The organism is Dyella sp. LX-66 (genome assembly GCF_018599165.1).
Taxonomy (GTDB): domain Bacteria; phylum Pseudomonadota; class Gammaproteobacteria; order Xanthomonadales; family Rhodanobacteraceae; genus Dyella_D; species Dyella_D marensis.
Window position 1 is genome coordinate 353979 of record NZ_JAHFVJ010000002.1, and the last position, 19449, is coordinate 373427.

General features: G+C 66.8%; 18 protein-coding genes and 4 tRNA genes. 12 read left to right on the forward strand and 10 right to left on the reverse strand.

The genetic code is table 11. The features are described 5' to 3' along the window. Positions 1-43 precede the first annotated feature (43 nt). The 3 genes from KK141_RS05180 to gloB form a co-directional block, all read right to left on the reverse strand. Positions 44-841: an enoyl-ACP reductase gene (locus KK141_RS05180; protein ID WP_214570367.1), complete on the reverse strand. Its 798-nt coding sequence runs from the start codon at positions 839-841 to the stop codon at positions 44-46. A gap of 65 nt (positions 842-906) precedes the next feature. Beyond that, positions 907-2139, reverse strand: coding sequence for a LysM peptidoglycan-binding domain-containing protein (locus tag KK141_RS05185; RefSeq protein WP_345777563.1), 1233 nt, complete (start codon positions 2137-2139; stop codon positions 907-909). Next, a complete protein-coding gene (gene gloB / locus KK141_RS05190) occupies positions 2136-2900 on the reverse strand; it encodes a hydroxyacylglutathione hydrolase (protein ID WP_214570366.1) in 765 nt (254 codons plus the stop codon). Before gloB ends, KK141_RS05185 begins: the two co-directional genes overlap by 4 nt. 203 nt (positions 2901-3103) lie before the next feature. On the opposite strand from gloB, the gene KK141_RS05195 reads away from it, so the two are divergent. The 3 genes from KK141_RS05195 to dnaQ are packed head-to-tail and all read left to right on the forward strand — an operon-like array spanning position 3104 to position 4997. Then, on the forward strand, positions 3104-3796 hold the full coding sequence (locus KK141_RS05195; protein ID WP_214570365.1) for a methyltransferase domain-containing protein: 693 nt from the start codon (positions 3104-3106) through the stop codon (positions 3794-3796). Positions 3797-3819: 23 nt separating this feature from the next. After that, entirely contained in the window at positions 3820-4263 is a 444-nt protein-coding gene (rnhA, locus tag KK141_RS05200) for a ribonuclease HI (protein WP_214570364.1), read from the forward strand. Further along, positions 4260-4997, forward strand: a complete 738-nt coding sequence (gene dnaQ, locus KK141_RS05205) for a DNA polymerase III subunit epsilon (RefSeq protein WP_214570363.1) — start codon at positions 4260-4262, stop codon at positions 4995-4997. The genes rnhA and dnaQ overlap by 4 nt, the downstream gene beginning before the upstream one ends. A 16-nt stretch (positions 4998-5013) precedes the next feature. Here the strand turns inward: dnaQ and KK141_RS05210 are convergent, their stop codons facing one another. Next, on the reverse strand, positions 5014-5715 hold the full coding sequence (locus tag KK141_RS05210) for a protein phosphatase 2C domain-containing protein (protein WP_214570362.1): 702 nt from the start codon (positions 5713-5715) through the stop codon (positions 5014-5016). A gap of 112 nt (positions 5716-5827) precedes the next feature. On the opposite strand from KK141_RS05210, the gene KK141_RS05215 reads away from it, so the two are divergent. Continuing rightward, positions 5828-5917 (forward strand) — tRNA-Ser (locus tag KK141_RS05215). Positions 5918-6175: 258 nt separating this feature from the next. Here the strand turns inward: KK141_RS05215 and lepB are convergent. After that, the gene (gene lepB, locus KK141_RS05220) at positions 6176-6850 is read right to left on the reverse strand and encodes a signal peptidase I (protein ID WP_214570361.1); all 675 of its coding nucleotides are present in this window, start codon (positions 6848-6850) and stop codon (positions 6176-6178) included. 127 nt (positions 6851-6977) lie between these two features. After that, a complete protein-coding gene (gene ppsA, locus KK141_RS05225; RefSeq protein WP_214570360.1) occupies positions 6978-9365 on the reverse strand; it encodes a phosphoenolpyruvate synthase in 2388 nt (795 codons plus the stop codon). A 219-nt stretch (positions 9366-9584) separates the two neighbouring features. Here ppsA and KK141_RS05230 point away from each other — a divergent pair, with 219 nt between their 5' ends. Both KK141_RS05230 and KK141_RS05235 read left to right on the forward strand, forming a co-directional pair. Then, positions 9585-10400: a pyruvate, water dikinase regulatory protein gene (locus KK141_RS05230; protein ID WP_214570359.1), complete on the forward strand. Its 816-nt coding sequence runs from the start codon at positions 9585-9587 to the stop codon at positions 10398-10400. A gap of 25 nt (positions 10401-10425) precedes the next feature. Next, entirely contained in the window at positions 10426-10926 is a 501-nt protein-coding gene (locus KK141_RS05235; RefSeq protein WP_167255514.1) for a DUF1249 domain-containing protein, read from the forward strand. Between the two features lie 74 nt (positions 10927-11000). On the opposite strand, the gene KK141_RS05240 is transcribed toward KK141_RS05235, so the two are convergent. From KK141_RS05240 to KK141_RS05250, 3 genes are all read right to left on the reverse strand, one after another. Then, a tRNA-Asp gene (locus KK141_RS05240) sits at positions 11001-11077 on the reverse strand. 81 nt (positions 11078-11158) lie between these two features. After that, a tRNA-Glu gene (locus KK141_RS05245) sits at positions 11159-11234 on the reverse strand. Between the two features lie 16 nt (positions 11235-11250). Beyond that, positions 11251-11326: transfer RNA gene (locus tag KK141_RS05250), tRNA-Ala, on the reverse strand. A 192-nt stretch (positions 11327-11518) separates the two neighbouring features. Between KK141_RS05250 and KK141_RS05255 the strand changes: the two genes are divergently transcribed. From KK141_RS05255 to KK141_RS05275, 5 genes are all read left to right on the forward strand, one after another. Continuing rightward, positions 11519-13285 (forward strand): cation:proton antiporter, encoded by a 1767-nt coding sequence (locus KK141_RS05255; protein ID WP_214570358.1) that lies wholly within the window; start codon positions 11519-11521, stop codon positions 13283-13285. 173 nt (positions 13286-13458) lie between these two features. Next, entirely contained in the window at positions 13459-14232 is a 774-nt protein-coding gene (locus KK141_RS05260) for an FKBP-type peptidyl-prolyl cis-trans isomerase (protein ID WP_214570357.1), read from the forward strand. A 154-nt stretch (positions 14233-14386) separates the two neighbouring features. Beyond that, positions 14387-15724: a UDP-glucose/GDP-mannose dehydrogenase family protein gene (locus tag KK141_RS05265; RefSeq protein WP_214570356.1), complete on the forward strand. Its 1338-nt coding sequence runs from the start codon at positions 14387-14389 to the stop codon at positions 15722-15724. Position 15725: 1 nt separating this feature from the next. Continuing rightward, a complete protein-coding gene (locus KK141_RS05270; protein ID WP_167255506.1) occupies positions 15726-15941 on the forward strand; it encodes a SlyX family protein in 216 nt (71 codons plus the stop codon). Positions 15942-15992: 51 nt separating this feature from the next. Beyond that, a complete protein-coding gene (locus KK141_RS05275; protein WP_214570355.1) occupies positions 15993-16595 on the forward strand; it encodes a DUF2058 family protein in 603 nt (200 codons plus the stop codon). Positions 16596-16668: 73 nt separating this feature from the next. Here KK141_RS05275 and KK141_RS05280 read toward each other — a convergent pair whose 3' ends face one another. Beyond that, the gene (locus tag KK141_RS05280) at positions 16669-18729 is read right to left on the reverse strand and encodes a 3-hydroxyacyl-CoA dehydrogenase NAD-binding domain-containing protein (RefSeq protein WP_214570354.1); all 2061 of its coding nucleotides are present in this window, start codon (positions 18727-18729) and stop codon (positions 16669-16671) included. Between the two features lie 200 nt (positions 18730-18929). On the opposite strand from KK141_RS05280, the gene KK141_RS05285 reads away from it, so the two are divergent. Next, complete coding sequence (locus KK141_RS05285; protein WP_167255500.1) at positions 18930-19424, forward strand: hypothetical protein; 495 nt, start codon at positions 18930-18932, stop codon at positions 19422-19424. The last annotated feature ends 25 nt before the right edge of the window (positions 19425-19449 follow it).

Consider the following 19449-nt stretch of genomic DNA (forward strand, 5'->3'; position numbering starts at 1 on the left):
AGGCGGCCGCGAGGCCGCCTTTTTTTATGCATGCACGCCGGGCTCAGGCGCCGCTCATACCCAGACCGCTCATACCAAGGATGTTGTAGCCCGCATCCACATACGTGATCTCGCCGGTAATACCCGAAGCGAAATCCGAACAGAGAAACGCCGCCACGTTGCCCACCTCGTCGATGGTCACGCTGCGGCGCAGCGGCGCGTGTTCTTCCACGTGATCCAGCATCTTGCGGAAGTTGGAGACGCCGGAAGCCGCCAGCGTCTTGATCGGCCCCGCCGAGATCGCATTCACCCGCGTGCCCTCCGGCCCGAGATTGAGCGCGAGATAACGCACGTTCGCTTCCAGGCTCGCCTTGGCCAGCCCCATCACGTTGTAGCCGGACATCGCGCGCTCGGCGCCGAGATAGCTGAGCGTGAGGATGGCGCCGCCACGGCCGCCCATCAGCGGACGCGCCGCGCGCGCCAGTGCGGCGAGGCTGTAGCTGGAGATGTCGTGCGCGATGGCGAAGTTCTCGCGCGTCAGCTGGTCGAGGAACTCGCCCTGCAGCGCTTCGCGCGGCGCATAGCCCACTGAATGCACCAGGATGTCGAAGCCTTCCCAGTGCCTGCCCAGTTCGCTGAAGAGCTGCTCGATCTGCGCGTCGTCCGCCACATCGCAGGGCAGCACGATATTGGAGCCGAACGCGTTGGCCGCTTCGTCGACGCGGTCCTTCAGCCGTTCGTTCTGGTAGGTGAAAGCCAGCTGCGCGCCTTCGCGGTACATCGCATTGGCGATGCCCCAGGCGATCGAGCGCTGGCTGGCGATGCCCACGATGAGTGCACGCTTGCCATGCAGGAGTCCCATAGCCCATCCCCGATGCGGCGGCGCGCGCTGCGCGCCGCGGCCAGTCTAGCGCGGTGCGCGGACGGTCAGCCCTGCGCGCTGAGCTTCAGCACCTGGCCCAGCCGCAGCGTAGAGCTCTGCAGACCGTTCCAGCGCTTGATCTGGTTGACGTCCAGCGAATAGTGGCGCGCGATGTTCCACAGCGTTTCGCCGGCCTTGACCGTATGCGTGCGTGAAGATGCGGCGGCGCTGTCGTCCTGCGCGGCGGAAGGGCCGTTCGCCGCCGCGGCCAGGCGGTTGTCATTGCTGTCCGCGCTGGCGAGGTTGTTGCCGTTCTGCAGCAGCGAGTTGCGGAATTGCTCGACACGGCCGCTCGGCATCACCAGGTAGGAAGCCGCGCGCTTGTCGACATAGCCGTTGCGGAAACCGGCGTTGAGGTTCTTCAGTTCATCCACCGACATGCCGGCGTGATTGGCTGCCTGCGCCAGCGGCATCGAGCGGTCCACGTCCACCGACACCAGCTGCTGCTCCGGCGCGATCAGCGGCAGCTCCACATGGAAGCGCTGCGGTTCGCGCACCACGCAGGAAATGGCCAGCAGCTTGGCCAGGTGTTCGCGCGTCACGCGCTTGACCGGCATCTTGGGAATCGCCGGCTCCTCGCCGGGCATGCCGTAGCGGCTGACCATGCCGCGCACGGCGAACTCGCCGGCATTGAATGCGTAGTCGGCCATGCGCCAGTCGCCGAGATCGTCGTGATAGCGCTTGAGCAGGGCCATGATGGCGTCGGTGGCGGCGGGCATGTCCAGGCGGCCGTCGAAATTCTTGTCCACGCGCATGCCCAGCGCATTCGCCGTCACCGGCATGATCTGCCACATGCCGGCCGGGTTGCCCTTCACGCCGGGCACCGGACGGTAATGGCTTTCCACCCACGGCAGCAGGGCGAACTCGCCGGCCACGCCATGCCTGGCGGCGATCTGCTGCACGTACATCAGGCGCGGCATCACGTCGCGCATCTGCGCTTCGAACGCGGAAGGGTTCTGCGTGTAGCGCCGGGCCCAGTCCATGATCGCCGGGTCCGCATCGCAGTCGGCCATCTGGAAGCTGCCGCGCAGCTGGTCCCACACATTGCCGTTGTCCTGCGGCGCGGCGGGCGCGTCGACGTGGCTGGCGACGTTGTTCACCGCGGGCTTGCCGGACGGCTTGACCACGCGCGGCGCACTGGCGGTGCTTGTGGGCGCCTGCTGCTGCGGCCCGCTGGCGCAGGCGGCGAGGCAGAGCGCGAGCGAAGCGGGAAGAAGACGGAGGCTGGGACGTGTCATGCGCGGAACTCATCCTTGGCGGCGCGCAAAGCGGCGAAGCGCGAAACGCGGTCGTTGCCGGCGCCGTGGCGCGTACACCATTGCGCCACGTCGTCGCTGTCGACGCGCAGAAAAGGGTTGGTGGCGCGCTCGGTGGCGAGCGCCACCGGTAGCGTCGGCTGCGCGCGCTCGCGCAGGGCGCGCACCTGTTCGATGCGCTGCGCCAGCGCCGGGTTGGACGGCTCCACCGTCTGCGCGAAGCGTCCGTTCGCGGCGGTGTACTCGTGCGCGCAGCAGACCTTCAGGTCGCCGGGCAGGTCGGCCAGGCGGTCCAGCGAGGCCAGCATCTGCTGCGGTGTGCCTTCGAACATGCGGCCGCAGCCCATGCTGAACAGCGTGTCGCCGCACAGCAGCACGCCGTTGCCCACGTAGGCGATATGACTGCTGGTATGGCCGGGAATTTCGAGCACGCGGAACTGCGCCGCCGGCTGCGCGATATGCACGGTGTCGCCATCCGCCACGCGCTGCGTGACGTGCTGGATGCGTTCGTCGTGCGGCGCGTACACCGGCACCGGATGGCGCGCCAGCAATTCGCCGACGCCGCCGATATGGTCGTTGTGGTGATGCGTGAGCAGCAGCGCGCGCAGGTGCAGTCCGCGCTCGGCGAGCGCGGCTTCCAGCGGAGCGGCTTCGCCGGGATCGACCGCGATCGCGTCGCCGGCATCGTCGTACAGCAGCCAGATGTAATTGTCGGCTAGCGCCGGTAGCGGTACGACGTGCAAGGGGGACTCCACTGCGTTTTCGTATCGACTGGCGCAGGCATCCGGGCTTGCGCGAAGTGCGGGACTATAAAGCGGGCGGGAGGGCTGCTCGTTAGCCGGGTGTTAACCCGGGCCGGCGTGTTCAGTCTTGTGCCCGAGTAGGCGGCACCCATGTGAGCAGGGGCAGCGTTTACACTCTCCGCCTGACCGTTGGCCCCGATCTCATGCCGCAGCGCGACCCCGACATCTACGCCAGTGCGCACCTCCGCCACCTGCTGGCGGAGGAAGCCGCCGCCATGGCGCCGCTGCTGCAGCGCTGCGCGGGGTCGCATGCGCTGCTGCTGTCCGCGCTGTCGCACGACCACCCGCCGGTGCTGCCCCTGCTGGGCTACTGGACGCGCATGCGCCTGGTCGGCAAGCGTTACCAGGGCGACGTGAAGGCCAGGGCCGACGAGCCGCTGCCGTTCGCCGACGACGCCTTCGGCCTGGTGCTGCTGCGCCATGCGATGGAAGTGGCGCCGGTGCCGCAGTCCCTGCTGCAGGAAGCCTGCCGCGTGCTGGCGCCGGGCGGCGTGCTGGCGGTGACCGGCCTGCATCCGCTCAGCGCCTGGCTGCCGTGGGTGTACTGGCAGCGCCGCCACACCACCATGCCGGCGATCACCTCGCCGCTGACGCTGGAGCGCTGGGTCAGGGCAGGGGAGCTGGATATCGAACGCGTCGAGCGGGTGGGGCATGTCTGGCCCAACGCCGGCGCCAAGGCCCGCGGCGTGCACCCGCTGGGCGGCGCGTATCTGCTGATCGCGCGCAAGAACCGCCGGGTGGCGATCCTGCCCAAGCTCAAGCCGGCGCTGGTCAACGCGCCGGTGAACGTGAAACTGGCGCCCGGGGCGCGGCGCGGCACCCCGTCCGACGCATGACTGACGAACAAAGCTAGGTAACGATGACCGAAGTGGAAGCTTTTACCGACGGCGCATGCCTCGGCAATCCGGGGCCGGGCGGCTGGGCCGCCCTGCTGCGCGCGAAGGGGACCGAACGCCTGATCGCAGGCGGTGAGCCGGACACCACCAACAATCGCATGGAGCTGATGGCCGCGATCGCCGCGCTGGAGGCGCTGACGCGCCCGTGCAAGGTGATCCTGACCACCGACTCGCGCTACGTCATGCAAGGCATCGAGGAATGGGTGCCGAAGTGGCGCGCCAATGGCTGGAAGACCGCCGACAAGAAGCCGGTGAAGAACCAGGATCTGTGGCAGCGCCTTTCCGCCGCCACCGCGACGCATCAGCTGCGCTGGCAGTGGGTGCGCGGCCATAATGGCCACGTGGAGAACGAGCGCGTCGACGTCGCCGCCCGCGAACAGGCCGAGCAGTACAGGAGCACACGATGAGGCAGATCGTCCTCGATACCGAAACCACGGGCCTTGAAGTCCGCCAGGGCCATCGTCTGATCGAAATCGCCTGCATCGAGATGGTCGAGCGCCGTCCTACCGGGCGCCATTACCAGACCTATCTCAATCCGGACCGATTGATCGACGAAGGCGCCAAGCAGGTCACCGGCATCGAGGATGAGTTCCTGCTCGATAAGCCGCGATTTGCCGATGTGGTGACTGAGTTCCTGGCCTTTATCGACGGCTCCGAACTGATCATCCACAACGCGACCTTCGACGTCGGCTTCCTCGACGCTGAGCTCGCCCGCCTGGGCGCGAACTACGGCCGGATCCGCGACCGCTGCCCGGTGATCGACACCCTGGTGATGGCGCGCGAGCGCTTCCCCGGCCAGCGCAACAGCCTGGACGCGCTGTGCAAGCGCCTGGGCGTGGACAACTCCGCCCGCGACCTGCACGGTGGCCTGATCGACTCCCAGCTGCTGGCCGAGGTCTACCTGGCCATGACTTCGGGCCAGGTCGCGCTGGACCTGGCGTTCGAGAGCGCGCCGGAGCAGCAGGGCGCCGCGCAGGTGATCCTGCCGGCGGTGCTTAGCCGGCGGCCGAAGGTGTTGCGCGCGAATGCCGACGAAGTCGCGGCGCATGAGCTGCGGCTGGACGCGCTGGACAAGAGTGCGGGTGGGGTGAGCATCTGGCGCAAAGAAGACGCGCCGGTGGGTGAGGCGGCGGCGGGCTGAGCCACCGCGGTCGGGCTCAGTTGGTCCGCGCGAGTATCACGCTGATATTGTCGCTGCCGCCGCCTTCCAGCGCGGCAAGCACGAGATGATCCACGCATTCCTGCGCCGCCAGGTCCCGGCGCTCCACGATGCCGGCGATCGCCGCATCGCTCACTTCCTCGGTCAATCCGTCGCTGCACAGCAGGAACGCCATGCCCGGTTCCAGCTTGCCGCGCGCCAGGCCGATATGCAGCTGATCCACCGCGGTGATGCCAATCGCCTGGGTGATGACGTTGCGCTGCGGATGACGTGCGGCCTGGGCCGGATCGAGCGTGCCGGCGGCGACCAGCTCCTGCACCAGCGAATGGTCGTGGCTGATCTGCTTCAGCCCGTTCTTCCACAGATAGATGCGGCTGTCGCCCACCCAGGCCACTTCGTAGTTGCCCGGGCTCAGCCGCAGCGCCGCGATGGTGGTGCCCATCGGCAGCGCATCGCGATAGCCGCGCGCCTGCGCCATCAGGCGCTCGTCCGCGCCCTTGATCGCTTCGACCAGGCTATGCCCTCGCGTCACCAGATCGGCCACCGCATCGCGCACCAGGGCCGACGCCACCTCGCCATGCTGGTGGCCGCCCATGCCATCGGCGACCAGGAACAGGCCCAGTCCGGCATCGGCGTAGTAGGTGTCTTCATTGCGCGCACGCCGCAGGCCGACGTGGGTGCCGTGTCCGAACTCGATCATGGGCATCCGGAAGAAAAGTCTGCGCGGAGCATGCCCCATGGCCAGGGAGTTGTCACGATGAACCGCCTGGCGTATGATCGCCGGCTCGCGCGGACCACCGTGTGACCCCTTTGGAGAGGTGGCAGAGTGGTCGAATGTACCTGACTCGAAATCAGGCGTACGTGTAAGCGTACCGTGGGTTCGAATCCCACCCTCTCCGCCAGATACGCAAAACGCCCCGCAAGGGGCGTTTTGCGTATCTGGCGGAGAGGGTGGGTAAGAGAACCGGTGACTCGGCAAGCCGAGTCACCGGTTCGACGAATTCGCCGGGAGCGAATTCGGACAGCCGCAGGCTGGCCCCGCAGCGCGCAGCGCGAAGGGGTTGGGCCCATGGATGGGCCCAACAATCCCACCCGCCAAGTCAAAGCGCCGCTTACATCGAAGCGCTGTTCGCGCTCTCAGTCACGCCGCACCGCTTTCGTTATTCCAACCTGCTCCAATACCGCCCGCTGCGCGGCAAATAATGACGATCCGGATCCAGCGAAATCGCCACGCGCGTCGCTCTCCCGGTGATCTCATTGCGCGCAAAGAACCCGTAATAACGCGAATCCCGACTGTTATCCCGGTTATCGCCCATCATCAGATACTGGTTCGCCGGTACCGTCACCGGCCCGAAGTTGCGATCCGCACTCGCGTTGTATTCCGACCAGCGCACGGCATGGCTGCGCCCCTCGACATTCTCCGCGACATAGATCGCCGGATCCCACGCATCGTCGCCGATGCCATCGACATGCATCGACCGGTAATCCGCAAACCGCCCGTTGACGTAAAGCCGGTTCCCGCGCAGCGCAACCACATCGCCCGGTACGCCAACCACCCGCTTCACCAGCCGCTCGCCGGCCTTGTCCGACTCCAGCACCACGATATCGCCGCGCAGCGGATCGCCCCGGTGCAGCAGCGACACGTGCGTGAACGGCAGGCGGATGTCGTATGCCGCCTTGTCCACCACGATGCGATCGCCGATGCGAATGGTCGGCTGCATCGACCCGGTCGGCACCACGTTCCAATCCGCCACCGCGCTGCGGAACACCAGCATGCAGAACATGAAGGCGATAAAGCCGCGGTTCCTGGCGAGGAATTGCTTCACTCGATCCATCATCGTTCCCCTGGCGTGAGGCGGTAGGCGCCCAAGCGGGAAGACCGGCGAAGCCTGGCGAAGTTCCGGACAAAAAAAGGGACGGTGATCGCCACCGTCCCTTTCAAGGTCCTGCCGCAAACCGTGCTTAGCCGGCTTTCTTCTTCGCCAGGCGCAGCCAGGTGTCCACCACGGTGTCCGGGTTGAGCGACACCGACTCGATACCCTGATCCATCAGCCACTCGGCCAGGTCCGGATGGTCCGACGGACCCTGGCCGCAGATGCCGACGTACTTGCCCTTGTCGCGCGCGGTCTTGATCGCCATCGCCAGCAGCTTCTTCACCGCCGGGTCGCGTTCGTCGAACAGGCTGGCGACGATGCTGGAATCGCGGTCCAGGCCCAGGGTGAGCTGGGTGAGGTCGTTGGAACCGATCGAGAAGCCGTCGAAGATGTCCAGGAACTCATCGGCGAGCAGCGCGTTGGACGGCACCTCGCACATCATGATGATCTTCAGCGCCTCTTCGCCGTGCGCGCTGGCGCCCTGCTTGAGGCCATTCTTCGCCAGCACCTCGACCACCTTGCGGCCTTCGCCCAGGGTGCGCACGAACGGGATCATCACCCACACGTTGTCCAGGCCCATCACTTCGCGCACGCGCTTGACCGCCTTGCACTCCAGCGCGAACGACTCGGCGAAGCCGGCGTCGACATAGCGGCTGGCGCCGCGGTAGCCGATCATCGGGTTCTCTTCGTGCGGCTCGTAGCGCGAGCCGCCGAGCAGGTTGGCGTATTCGTTCGACTTGAAGTCGGACAGGCGCACGATGACGGGCTTGGGGAACACCGAGGCGGCGATGGTGGCGATGCCTTCGGCCAGGCGGTCGACGTAGAACGACACCGGGTCGGCGTAGCCGGCGATGCGCTCGTCGATCTTGGCCTTGGTGGCGGCATCCTGCCTGGCGTATTCCAGCAGCGCCTTCGGATGCACGCCGATATGGCTGGCGATGATCATTTCCAGGCGGGCCAGGCCGATGCCGGCGTTCGGCAGCAGGCCGAAGTCGAAGGCGCGTTCGGGGTTGGCCACGTTCATCATGATCTTCAGCGGGGCCTCGGGCATGGCGCCCAGATCGGCGGTGACGCGGTCGAACTTGAGGATGCCTTCGTAGATGGTGCCGGTGTCGCCTTCGGCGCAGGACACGGTGACGTCGGCGCCGTCGGGAATCTTTTCCAGCGCATTGCCGGTGCCCACCACGGCGGGCACGCCCAGCTCGCGCGCGATGATCGCCGCGTGGCAGGTGCGGCCGCCGCGGTTGGTGACGATGGCGGAGGCGCGCTTCATCACCGGCTCCCAGTCGGGGTCGGTCATGTCGGCCACCAGCACGTCGCCGGGCTGCACCTTGTTCATGTCGGCGAGGCTGCGCACCACGCGTGCCTTGCCGGCGCCGATCTTCTGGCCGATGGCGCGGCCTTCGGCCAGCACCTTGCCCTTCTCGCCGAGGTGGAAGCGCTCCAGCTGGGTGGCGTGCGCGCGCGACTTCACCGTCTCCGGGCGGGCCTGCACGATGTAGAGCTTGCCGGTGTTGCCGTCCTTCGCCCATTCGATGTCCATCGGGCGGCCGTAGTGCTGCTCGATGATCAGCGCCTGCCGGGACAGCTCTTCCACGTCGGCGTCGTTGATGCAGAAGCGGTTGCGCAGCTGGTCCGGCGTCGGCTCGGTCTTGACGCGCTCGCCCGGCGCGGACGAATACACCATGCGCAGCTGCTTGGCGCCGAGCTGGCGGCGCAGTACGGCCGGCTTGCCCTGCTTGAGGGTGGGCTTGAACACGTAGAACTCGTCCGGATTGACCGCGCCCTGCACGACCATCTCGCCCAGGCCGTAGGAGCCGGTGACGAAGACCACGTCGCGGAAGCCCGATTCGGTGTCCAGGGTGAACAGCACGCCGGAGGCGCCGACGTCCGAACGCACCATCAGCTGCACGCCGGCGGAGAGGAACACGTCCTCGTGCTTGAAGCCCTGGTGCACGCGGTAGGCGATGGCGCGGTCGTTGTAGAGCGAGGCGAAGACTTCCTTCACCTTGTGCAGCACGTCGTCGATGCCGACCACGTTGAGGAAGGTTTCCTGCTGGCCGGCGAAGGAAGCGTCGGGCAGGTCTTCGGCGGTGGCGGAGGAGCGCACGGCCACGGCGATGTCGTCGGCGCCGGCGTCCTTGCACAGCTTGGCGTAGGCCTCGCGGATGGCCTGGTCCAGATCCGCCGGCAGCGGCGTCTCGGTGACCCACTCGCGGATTTCCTTGCCGGCGGCGATCAGCGCGTCGACGTCGTCGACATCCAGGCCGGTCAGGCGCGCCTGGATGCGCTTGGCCACGCCGCTCTTGTCCAGGTACTGCTGGAACGCGTCGGCGGTGGTGGCGAAGCCGCCGGGCACGGACACCCCGAGCTTGGCCAGGTTGCCGATCATCTCGCCGAGCGACGCGTTCTTGCCGCCGACCTTGCCCAGGTCAGTCATGCGCAGCGAGTCGAGCCAAAGCACCAGATCGTTCAAGGGAGTCTCCTCAAGAGCTCGTAGGGGTAGGCCTGGAGCAGCCAAAAATCGGCCGCAAAGAACTGGTATTGTCCGCCGCCGATGGTGCACGGCACAAGAAGACCATTGCCGCCCACTGCCGCGCCAACTGCATACCAGTCAGGCGAGGGTCAAGCAAAGACAGGGATTCGTGCTTGCGCTAAGGTGGCGCCCAACTTTTTCCGGCCCAACGGAACAGCTATGCGGCGTACCGTTTTTTACATCTCCGATTCCACTGGTATTACAGCGGAGACGATCGGCAACAGCATCCTGGCCCAGTTCGAGGGCGTGCAATTCGACAAGCATCGCCTGCCGTTCGTGGACGACGCGCAAAAAGCCGAGGCCGCCGCGCTGCGCATCAAGACGCGCTACGCCCAAAGTGGCGAGCGGCCGATCGTGGTCAACACCATGGCCTCGCGCGACCTGTGCGAGATCGTGGCGGCCAGCGGGGCGCTGATGCTGGACGTGTTTGCGCCGTTCATCGGCCCGCTGGAAGAGGAACTGGGCGCCAAGCGCTCGGGCGCGGTGAACCGTTCGCACGGCCTGGTGGACTTCGACAAGTACGAGGCGCGCATCAATGCCACCAACTATGCCTTGTCCCACGACGACGGCATCGACGTGGACTATGCCCAGGCCGACCTGATCCTGGTCGGCGTATCCCGCTCGGGCAAGACGCCGACCTGCCTGTACATGGCCTTGCATTACGGGGTGAGCGCCGCCAACTACCCCCTCACCGACGACGACCTGGACAAGCTGGAGCTTCCGGTGCGGCTGCGCCCCTACCGGGACCGGCTGTTCGGCCTGACCATCGACCCGCAGCGCCTGGCGCAGATCCGCGAGCAGCGGCGCGCCGGCAGCCGGTATGCGACCCTGCAGCAGTGCCGCTGGGAGCTCGAACAGGCCGAAAAGCTGATGCGGCGGGAAAGCATCCCCAGCCTCAACACCACGCATACGTCGATCGAGGAAATCGCCAGCAAGATCCTTGACCGCTTCGGTATCGAGCGGACCATGTTCTGACTTCGAAGGAGTACCCAAGGTCCTTATGAGTGCCGTGCTGGACAGTCGCCAGTCCCTGCTGCCGGATCGCTTCGGCTTCCTGATGGGACTGTATGCGGAGAACTACCATCGCCTGGCGCACCTGTTCGCACCGCACGAACTGGCGCCGGGTTTCTATGTGTCGAGCGTGGACGACGGGCTGGACGTGCGCCTGCAGGTGCAGGAACGCCATCCCTATACGCTGGAGCTGGAACTGACCTACGACTTCCTCGATGCCAACACCGGGCAGCCGTCGCCGTCGGCGCAGCTGCGCATGTACACCGACGCGCACGTGGCCGAGGCGCTGCATTGCCATCCCGGCCGCCATCTGTGGCAGGTGCTGGGGCCGTTTCCGCCGGCGCACACGGTGCTGCAGCATCGCCTGCGCATGAACGGGTTTCTCTCGCGCTGGCTGGAATACCTGGCCGAGCAGGGGCATTCGCGCGGCACGCTGGAACCGCTGGCGCAGCACAAGCCGGTGGATTTGCCGCCGGGGCACGAGCTGTAAGTTCGCCGCGGGCGGAAGAGGGCGCGGAATCGCGGGTAACAAAAAACCCGCACTAGGCGGGTTCCTTGGAAAAGTGGCGGAGCGGACGGGACTCGAACCCGCGACCTCCGGCGTGACAGGCCAGCATTCTAACCGACTGAACTACCGCTCCGCATTTTTCGAACAACTACAAAAGCCAAGAGGCCCCTGATTCCCAACCCTGGCCGTTACCTTTTAAAGTAGCAGTTTGAATTGGCGTCCCCACGGGGATTCGAACCCCGGTCGCCACCGTGAAAGGGTGATGTCCTAGGCCTCTAGACGATGGGGACGTAATCTAAAATTTATTGGTGGAGCCAGGCGGGATCGAACCGCCGACCTCCTGCATGCCATGCAGGCGCTCTCCCAGCTGAGCTATGGCCCCACTGCTGTGGAGCCCGAAAGAATAGATAGGGATCGGGGTTTCGTCAAGCGCTCGCGAACAAAATTTTTCACAAATGTTCGCGTCGCGTGTCAGTCGTGCGTCGGGGGCGTCGAGCAAGCGAGCGTGGGGGGCGTGAAGCTGCGCTTCCGGTGCCTCCGTGTAGTCTTGCGATGACCCGACACGGAAGCGCCCATGCACGATCTGCACTTCATCCAGGATCTCGCCACGGTGATGCTGGTCGCCGGCCTCACCACGGTGATCTTCCAGCGCCTGCGCCAGCCGGTGGTGCTCGGCTACATCATCGCGGGCGTGCTGGTGGGGCCGTATACCTCGCCGGTGATCTTCATCCACGACGAAGACACCATCCGCACGCTGTCCGAGCTGGGCATGATCCTGCTGCTGTTCGCGCTGGGCCTGGAATTCAGCCTCAAGAAGCTCAAGGCGGTGGGCGGCGCGGCGCTGGTGGCGGCGCTGTGCGAGATCGTGCTGATGGTGTGGATCGGCTACGAGATCGGCCGCTTCTTCGGCTGGACGCCGATGGACTCGATGTTCCTCGGCGCGATGCTGTCGATCTCCTCCACCACCATCATCATGAAGGCGCTGGACGATCTCGATCTCAAGCGCGAACGCTTCGCACAGCTGATCTTCGGCATTCTGATCATCGAGGACGTGCTCGCCGTGGTGCTGATGGCGCTGCTCACCGGCATCGCCAGCACCGGCGACCTGGAAGCGGGCCAGGCGATGGAAGCGGTCGGGCGCCTGATGCTGTTCATGGTGGTGTCGCTGGTGGTGGGCCTGCTGCTGGTGCCGCGGGTGGTCGACTACATCGCGCGGGTGGCCCGCGACGACGTGCTGCTGGTGGCGGTGCTGGGCCTGTGTTTCGGTTTCTGCCTGCTGGTCACGGAAATGGGCTACAGCATTGCGCTGGGCGCCTTCCTGATCGGTGCGATCGTGGGCGAATCGGACAGCGTGGGGCGGGTGGAGCGCATCATCACCCCGGTGCGCGACATGTTCAGCGCGGTGTTCTTCGTCGCCATCGGCATGCTGATCGATCCGGCGCTGCTGAAGCAGTACGCGCTGCCGATCACCGTGGTCACCGTCGTGGTGGTGCTGGGCAAGGTGATCACCTGCAGCTTCGGCACCTTCGTCGCCGGCAATGGCGGGCGCACCTCGCTGCGGGTGGGCATGGGGCTGGCGCAGATCGGCGAGTTCTCGTTCGTGATCGCCTCGCTCGGCCTGACCTTGAAGGTGACCAGCAGTTTTCTGTATCCGGTGGCGGTGGCGGTGTCGGCCATCACCACCTTTCTTACGCCGTACCTGATCCGCGGCGCCGATCCGCTGGCGGGTTTCCTCGGGCGGCGCATGCCTGCCGGTGTGAGCGGCATGTTCAATGCCTACACCGACTGGATGGGCAACGTAAGCCTGAGCGGGCAGGGCGCGATGGTGATGAAGATGATCCGCCGGCTGGTGTGGCACGTGATCATCAACATGATGCTGGTGGTGGCCGTGTTCCTGATCATGGCCTATCTGTATCGCCGGCAGTTCTTCCATTGGGAATGGTTGAACCAGCGTCCGCTCACCGAGCGCACGCTGGCCTGGTCGGTCGCCGCGCTGCTGTCGCTGCCGATGATCGTGGCGGCGTACCGCAAGGCTGCCGCGCTGGGCATGCTGCTGGCGGAACTGAGTATTCCGGAGCGCCTCGGCGGCGCGCTCAACGTCAAGATCCGCTCGGTATTGGCACGCATCGTGCCGCTGGCCGCGATGTGGGTGCTGGGCCTGCTGGTGGCGGCCCTGGCCTCGACCATCCTGCCGCCGCGGGAAGTGGCGCTGGTGCTGGTTCTGGTAGGCCTGGCGCTGACTTGGCTGCTATGGCGTGTATTGGTCCAGGTGCACGCGCGCCTGCAGGCGGCGTTGCGCGACACGCTGGAACGCGACGGCCGGCCGAACGGGCATTCGTGAAGAAAATCGCAAAATGCCACGATGTCACGTGCTTTGAACCTTTATATGGCCTGATGGTCGACATTCGACATCGTTGCTAAGACCGATAAGGCGCCTCACAATGCGTGGCGCTGCCTCCATCCGGGAGGCCCGTCCGGTGAGCACCGGGACATCCAAAAACGAGGGAGTTTCAAATGAAGCAATTCTTGCGTCCCACGCTGACGGCCGCCGCCCTGGCGGTTGCGCTGGGCCTCACCGCCGGCGCGCACGCCCAGGCCGCCAAGACCGCCGCTCCGGCGGCCGGCGCGGTCGACAAGACCAAGGCCAGCTATGTGGTCGGCTGGGACCTGGCCAGCCAGCTGCCTCCGCTCGTGCGCGAGGAAGTGGATCCGGCCACCGTGGCCCGCGCTGTGCAGTCCGCCCTGTCCGGCCAGAAGCCGACCATGAGCGAGGCTGAAGCGAAGCAGGTGCGCGACGCGTTCGTCGCCAATCTGCAGACCAAGGCCAAGGCCGAATACGAGAAGGTTGCCGCCAAGAACAAGGCCGACGGCGACGCCTTCCTGGCCAAGAACAAGTCGGCTGCCGGCGTGAAGACCACCGCCTCGGGCCTGCAGTACCAGGTGATCAGCCAGGGCACCGGCGCCCGCCCGGGTCCGAACGACACCGTGCAGATCAACTACGTCGGCAGCTTCGTCAATGGCGAAGCGTTCGACGATTCGTCCAAGCACGAGGGCGCCACCGGTCCGGCCACGATCCCGCTCTCCGGCGTGATCCCGGGCTTCCGCGAAGGCCTGCAGCTGATGCAGGTGGGCGGCCACTACAAGCTGTTCATCCCGTCGAACATCGCCTATGGCGCGCAGCCGCAGAACGGCTTCCCGCCGAACTCGACGATCATCTTCGACGTGACCCTGGTGAAGACCGGCCCGACGCCGGCCGGCGCCGCTGGCGACCAGGGCGGCGCGAAGTAAGCGTCAGCTGTTCGCAGCAGATCAGGCACGGGGCGCGAAGCGATTCGCGCCCCGTGGCTTTTTCCGGCATGGATTTCGGAAAAGCTGAAAGCCCGATGCGGCAGGAGCCCCTGCTAGAATCTGCGGTCTAACGCATCGCGGAACCCTGCATACGATGAAAGTCACCATTTTCGGCACCGGTTACGTGGGCCTGGTCACCGGCGCCTGCCTGGCCGAGATGGGCAACCACGTGGTCTGCGTGGATATCGACGCGGCCAAGGTCGAGCGCCTGAAGCGCGGCGAGATCCCCATCTACGAGCCGGGCCTGGAACCCATCGTCAAGCGCAACCACGCCAGCGGCCAGCTGGATTTCACCACCGACGCCGCGCCCGCCATCGCGCACGGCCAGGTGCTCTTCATCGCCGTCGGCACGCCGCCGGACGAGGACGGCAGCGCCGACCTCACCTACGTGCTCGGCGTGGCGCGCACCATCGGCCAGCACCTGGACCGCTACGCGGTGGTGGTGAACAAGTCCACCGTGCCGGTGGGTACCGCCGACCGCGTGCACAAGGCGGTGGCCGCCGAGTTGTCGGCGCGCGGCGTCCAGGTCGATGTCGACGTGGTTTCCAACCCGGAATTCCTGAAAGAAGGCGACGCGGTCGAAGACTGCCTGCGCCCGGACCGCATCATCATCGGCAGCTCCAGCGAGCGCGCGGTGGGCGTGCTGCGCAAGCTGTACGCGCCGTTCAACCGCAACCACGACCGCACGGTGGTGATGGACGAGCGCTCCGCCGAGCTGACCAAGTACGCCGCGAACGCCATGCTGGCGACCAAGATCAGCTTCATGAACGAGATCGCCAACATCGCCGAGCGCGTCGGCGCCGACGTGGAACTGGTGCGCCAGGGCATCGGCTCGGATCCGCGCATCGGCTATCACTTCATCTATCCCGGCGCCGGCTACGGCGGCTCCTGCTTCCCCAAGGACGTGCAGGCGCTGGAACGCACCGCGCGCAGCGTCGGCTACCCGGCGCGCCTGCTCGCCGCGGTGGAGTCGGTGAACCACGACCAGAAAGGCAAGCTGTTCGAGCTGGTCTCGCGCCATTTCGACGGCGACCTCAAGGGCCGCACCATCGCGCTGTGGGGCCTGGCCTTCAAGCCGAACACCGACGACATGCGCGAGGCCTCGAGCCGCCGCGTAATGGAAGCGCTGTGGGAAGCCGGCGCTAGCGTGCGCGCGTTCGACCCGGAGGCGCGCGAGGAAACCCATCGCATCTACGGCGACCGCGCGGACCTGGTGCTGTGCGACAGCGCCTACCAGGCGCTGGAAGGCGCGGACGTGCTGGCCATCGTCACCGAGTGGAAGGCGTTCCGCAGTCCGGATTTCGCGCGCATCCGCGCCGCGCTCAAGAGCCCGGCCATTTTCGACGGCCGCAATCTGTACGACCCGTCCGCGGTCGAGGAAGCCGGCCTGGCCTATTACGGCATCGGCCGCGGCCGCAGCCTGAGGGTGTGACGTGTCGGTATCGCTCGAACAACGCCTCACCGAACTGGAAGTGCGCCTGACCTTTCTCGACGACACGGTGAACGCCCTGGTCGCCACCGAGACCGAGCAGGCGCAGCGCATCCTCAAGCTGGAGCAGATCCTGCGCGACCTGCGCGACGAGCTGCTGGCACTGCGCAGCTCGCAGTCGCACGACCCGCACAGCGAGCCGCCGCCGCCGCATTACTGATGTTTCGCTAGTCCCACGTTCCGATCCACACGCAAGACAGGTTTATCGATCATGGCCGATTCCCTGCGCGATCAGCTGCTCAAGAGCGGCATCGTCAAACAGGTGCGCGACGAGAAGCGCGCATCGCAGCCGCCCGCCGGCAAGCCGGCGCACAAGCCGTTCCACAAGCAAGGCGGCAAGCCCGGCAACTCACCGGCGAAGCAGGGCGGCAAGCCCCAGCAAGCGTCCGCGCGTCCGCCGCGCGACGGCGAGATCGACCTGGCCAAGGCTTATGCGATCCGCAAGCAGGCCGAAAGCACCGAGCGCCGGCAAGCCGAGCAGGCCGCGGCCGAGGAGGCGCGGCTCAAGCGCGAGCGCAAGCAGAAGGTCCAGCTGCTGCTGCAAGGCCAGGCACTGAACAGGAAGGACGCCGAGCATGCGCGCCACTTCGAATATGGCGGCAAGATCCGCCGCGTCTACGTCGACCAGGCGCAGCTGGCCGCGCTCAATGCGGGCGAACTGGGCGTGGTGCAGCAGGGCGGCCATTACCTGGTGGTGAGCCGCGCCATCGCCGAACAGGTACGCGAGATCGATGCGCATTTGCTGGCGCTGCTGCCGGAGCCGGGCACGGACGGGGTGGGTGAGGACGGCGTGCCGGACGACCTGGTCTGGTAAGCGCGAGGCAAGCGTGACCCACAAAAAAGGCCGGCGCTGATGCCGGCCTTTTTTATCGCACGCTTTTTTCGTTTCAGGCTTCCGGCGGCTGCGCCAGGATCGGCAAGTCCCAACCCTGCTTCGGTGCAAAGCGCTCGCCATGCCGCTGCGCCAGCCGTTCCAGCTTGCCCTTGACCACGCTGGCGCCTTCGCTGCGCACATACTGGATCGGGCCGCCGCGGAACGGTGCGAAGCCGGTGCCGAAGATCACGCCGGCATCGAGCAGGTCGGCATCGTCCACCACGCCGTCGGCGAGACAGGCCACGGCCTCGTTGACCATCGGCAGCAGCATGCGCTCCTGCAGGTCGGCGGGCGCGGCGTAGTCGGGATCCACTTCCGGCTTCTGCGGCTTGCCTTCCTGCCACACGTAGAAACCCTGGCCGTCCTTCTTGCCGCGCTTGCCGGCGGCGAGCTTGTCCTCGATGCCGGGCGGCAGTTCCAGGCCGAGGAAGGGCGCCAGCTCCTTGCCGACGGAGGCGCACACGTCCAGGCCTACGGTGTCGGCCAGTTCGATCGGCCCCATCGGCATGCCGAACTTCTTCGCTTCCTTGTCCAGCACGGGGCCGGGCACTCCCTCGTTGTACAGGCGGATCGCTTCGAGCAGGTAAGGCATCAGGATGCGGTTGACCAGGAAGCCCGGCGTACCCTTCACCGCCACCGGCAGCTTGCCGATCGCCTTGCAGAAGGCCAGCGCGCGCTTCTCGACCGCGGGGTCGAGGCCGTCGTGGCGCACCACTTCCACCAGCGGCATCTGCGCCACCGGATTGAAGAAATGCAGGCCCAGGAAACGCTGCGGCGCGCGCAGGCCCTGGCGCAGTTCGTCCAGCGGAATGCTCGAGGTATTGGTGGCAAGGATCTCGTCCGCCTGGAACTGCGGCTCGATGGTGGCGTACAGCGCCTTCTTCGCCTCGGCGTTCTCGAAGATCGCCTCGATCGCGAGATCCGCCGCGGCCACGCCCTTGCCTTCGACGTCGGCGCGCAGGCGGCGCGTCACTTCTTCGACCTTCTCCGGCGTCTTCAGCTTCTTCTCGTACAGCGCGCGCGCGCGGTCCAGCGCGGGCTGGATGAACTTCATCTCGCGGTCCTGCAAGGTCACCTGGAAACCCTTGAAGGCCGCCCAGGCCGCGATATCGCCGCCCATCACGCCGGCGCCCACCACGTGCACGTGCTCGATGCCGTGCTCGGCGCCGGCACCCTGGCCCTTCAGGCGTTCCTGCAGCAGGAAGATGCGGATCAGGTTGCGCGCGGTGCTGGTCTGCGCCAGCTTGGCCACCGAGCGCGCCTCCAGCTTCAGCCGCTGCTGGATGCTGGAGCCGCCGCGCTGCCATACGTTGATGAGCGCGAACGGGGCGGGGTAGTGCTCCTTGCGCACCTTGGCCGCGGTCTGCTTCAGCACCATCGGCGCCAGAATCTGCCGCGCCGGCCACGTATTGGTGGCCCAGGCCTTCAGCCGCTGCGCGGCGGGGCGCACGTGCGGGCGGCGCAGCAGGGCGCGCGCTTCGGCCAGCAGTTCGCCGGCGGGCGCCAGGCGGTCGACCACGCCGAGCGCGGCGGCACGCTTGGCCGACAGCGCCCTGCCGGTCAGCATCACCGGCAGAGCGTCGAGCGCGCCGATTAGGCGCGGCAGCCGCGCCGTGCCGCCCCAGCCGGGGTGGATGCCGAGCATCACTTCGGGCAGGCCGATTTTGGTTTTCTCGTCATCCGCCGCGATGCGCTGGCGGCAGGCCAGCACCAGCTCCGTGCCGCCGCCCATGCAGGCGCCGTGGATGGCGGCGACCGTGGGGCAGGGCAGGCGGGCCAGCGACTCGAACACGCGCTGGCCGTTCTCGATGTTCTGCAGCACCGTGCCTGCTTTGGCGTACTCGACGAATTCCTTGATGTCCGCGCCCACCGCGAAGCCGCCCGGCTTGGCCGAGTGGATCAGCACGCCGGCGGGCTTCTCGATGGACAGGCGCTCCACGATCTGGCCGAGCTCGTCCAGCACCTCGCGCGAGAGCGCGTTGACGCTGCTGTTGGCGCGGTCGAGCGTCAGGGTGACGATGCCGCTGTCGTCCAGGCTCGTCTTCCAGTGGTTGAAGCGCAGTCCTTCGAACATGAGTCAGGTCCAGCATGGAAAGGCAGGCACCATACCCTGCCGTAGCGTGGATTGCGAGATGGCCCGGGGAGGCACGCAAGTCCATGAAAGTCGCGTAAAAGACCGGCCTGTGCGCTGACGCAAGAAACCCGCCGGCGAATGCGCGGAGGCTGTTTCGGGCGCTAGGCGTAGCCCCGCGGACCGCGTAACTTACCTGCCCAATGAACACCTCCATTGCCGCCCCAGCCGTCCAGCCAGGTGCCGATATCCTCGAGCGCATCCTGGGCGCGCGCGGCTGCCTGGTCTCGCTGGAAGACGCCGATGGCGACGCCCTGATCGGGCAGTTCCGCAGCCTGGTCCGCCGCACCGGCCAGGCCATCTATCTGTGGAGTCCGGAGGAAGGCCTGGGCAACCTGCGCGAGGAGCACGCCGACAAGGCGCCGCATGCGCGGCTCAGCCAGGTGCTCCGTTATATCCAGCAGAGCAATCACTTCGGCATTTACTTATTGCGCCGGCTGCCGTTGCCGCTGGCCGCGCCGGACGTGGCCCTGCTGCGCCAGCTGGCGCGCACGCCCACCGGCCACGTGCGCCGGGTGGTGCTGCTCGATGCCCCCGAATCGCTGGTGGAAGGACTGAGCGACGTGATCGTGCGGCTCAGCTGCCAGGTCAAGCCTGCGCTCCGGCCGCGCCTGCGCGACGGCCGGTGGCTGCTTTGAACGCGGTCGTGTCCGCCCCCGGCGG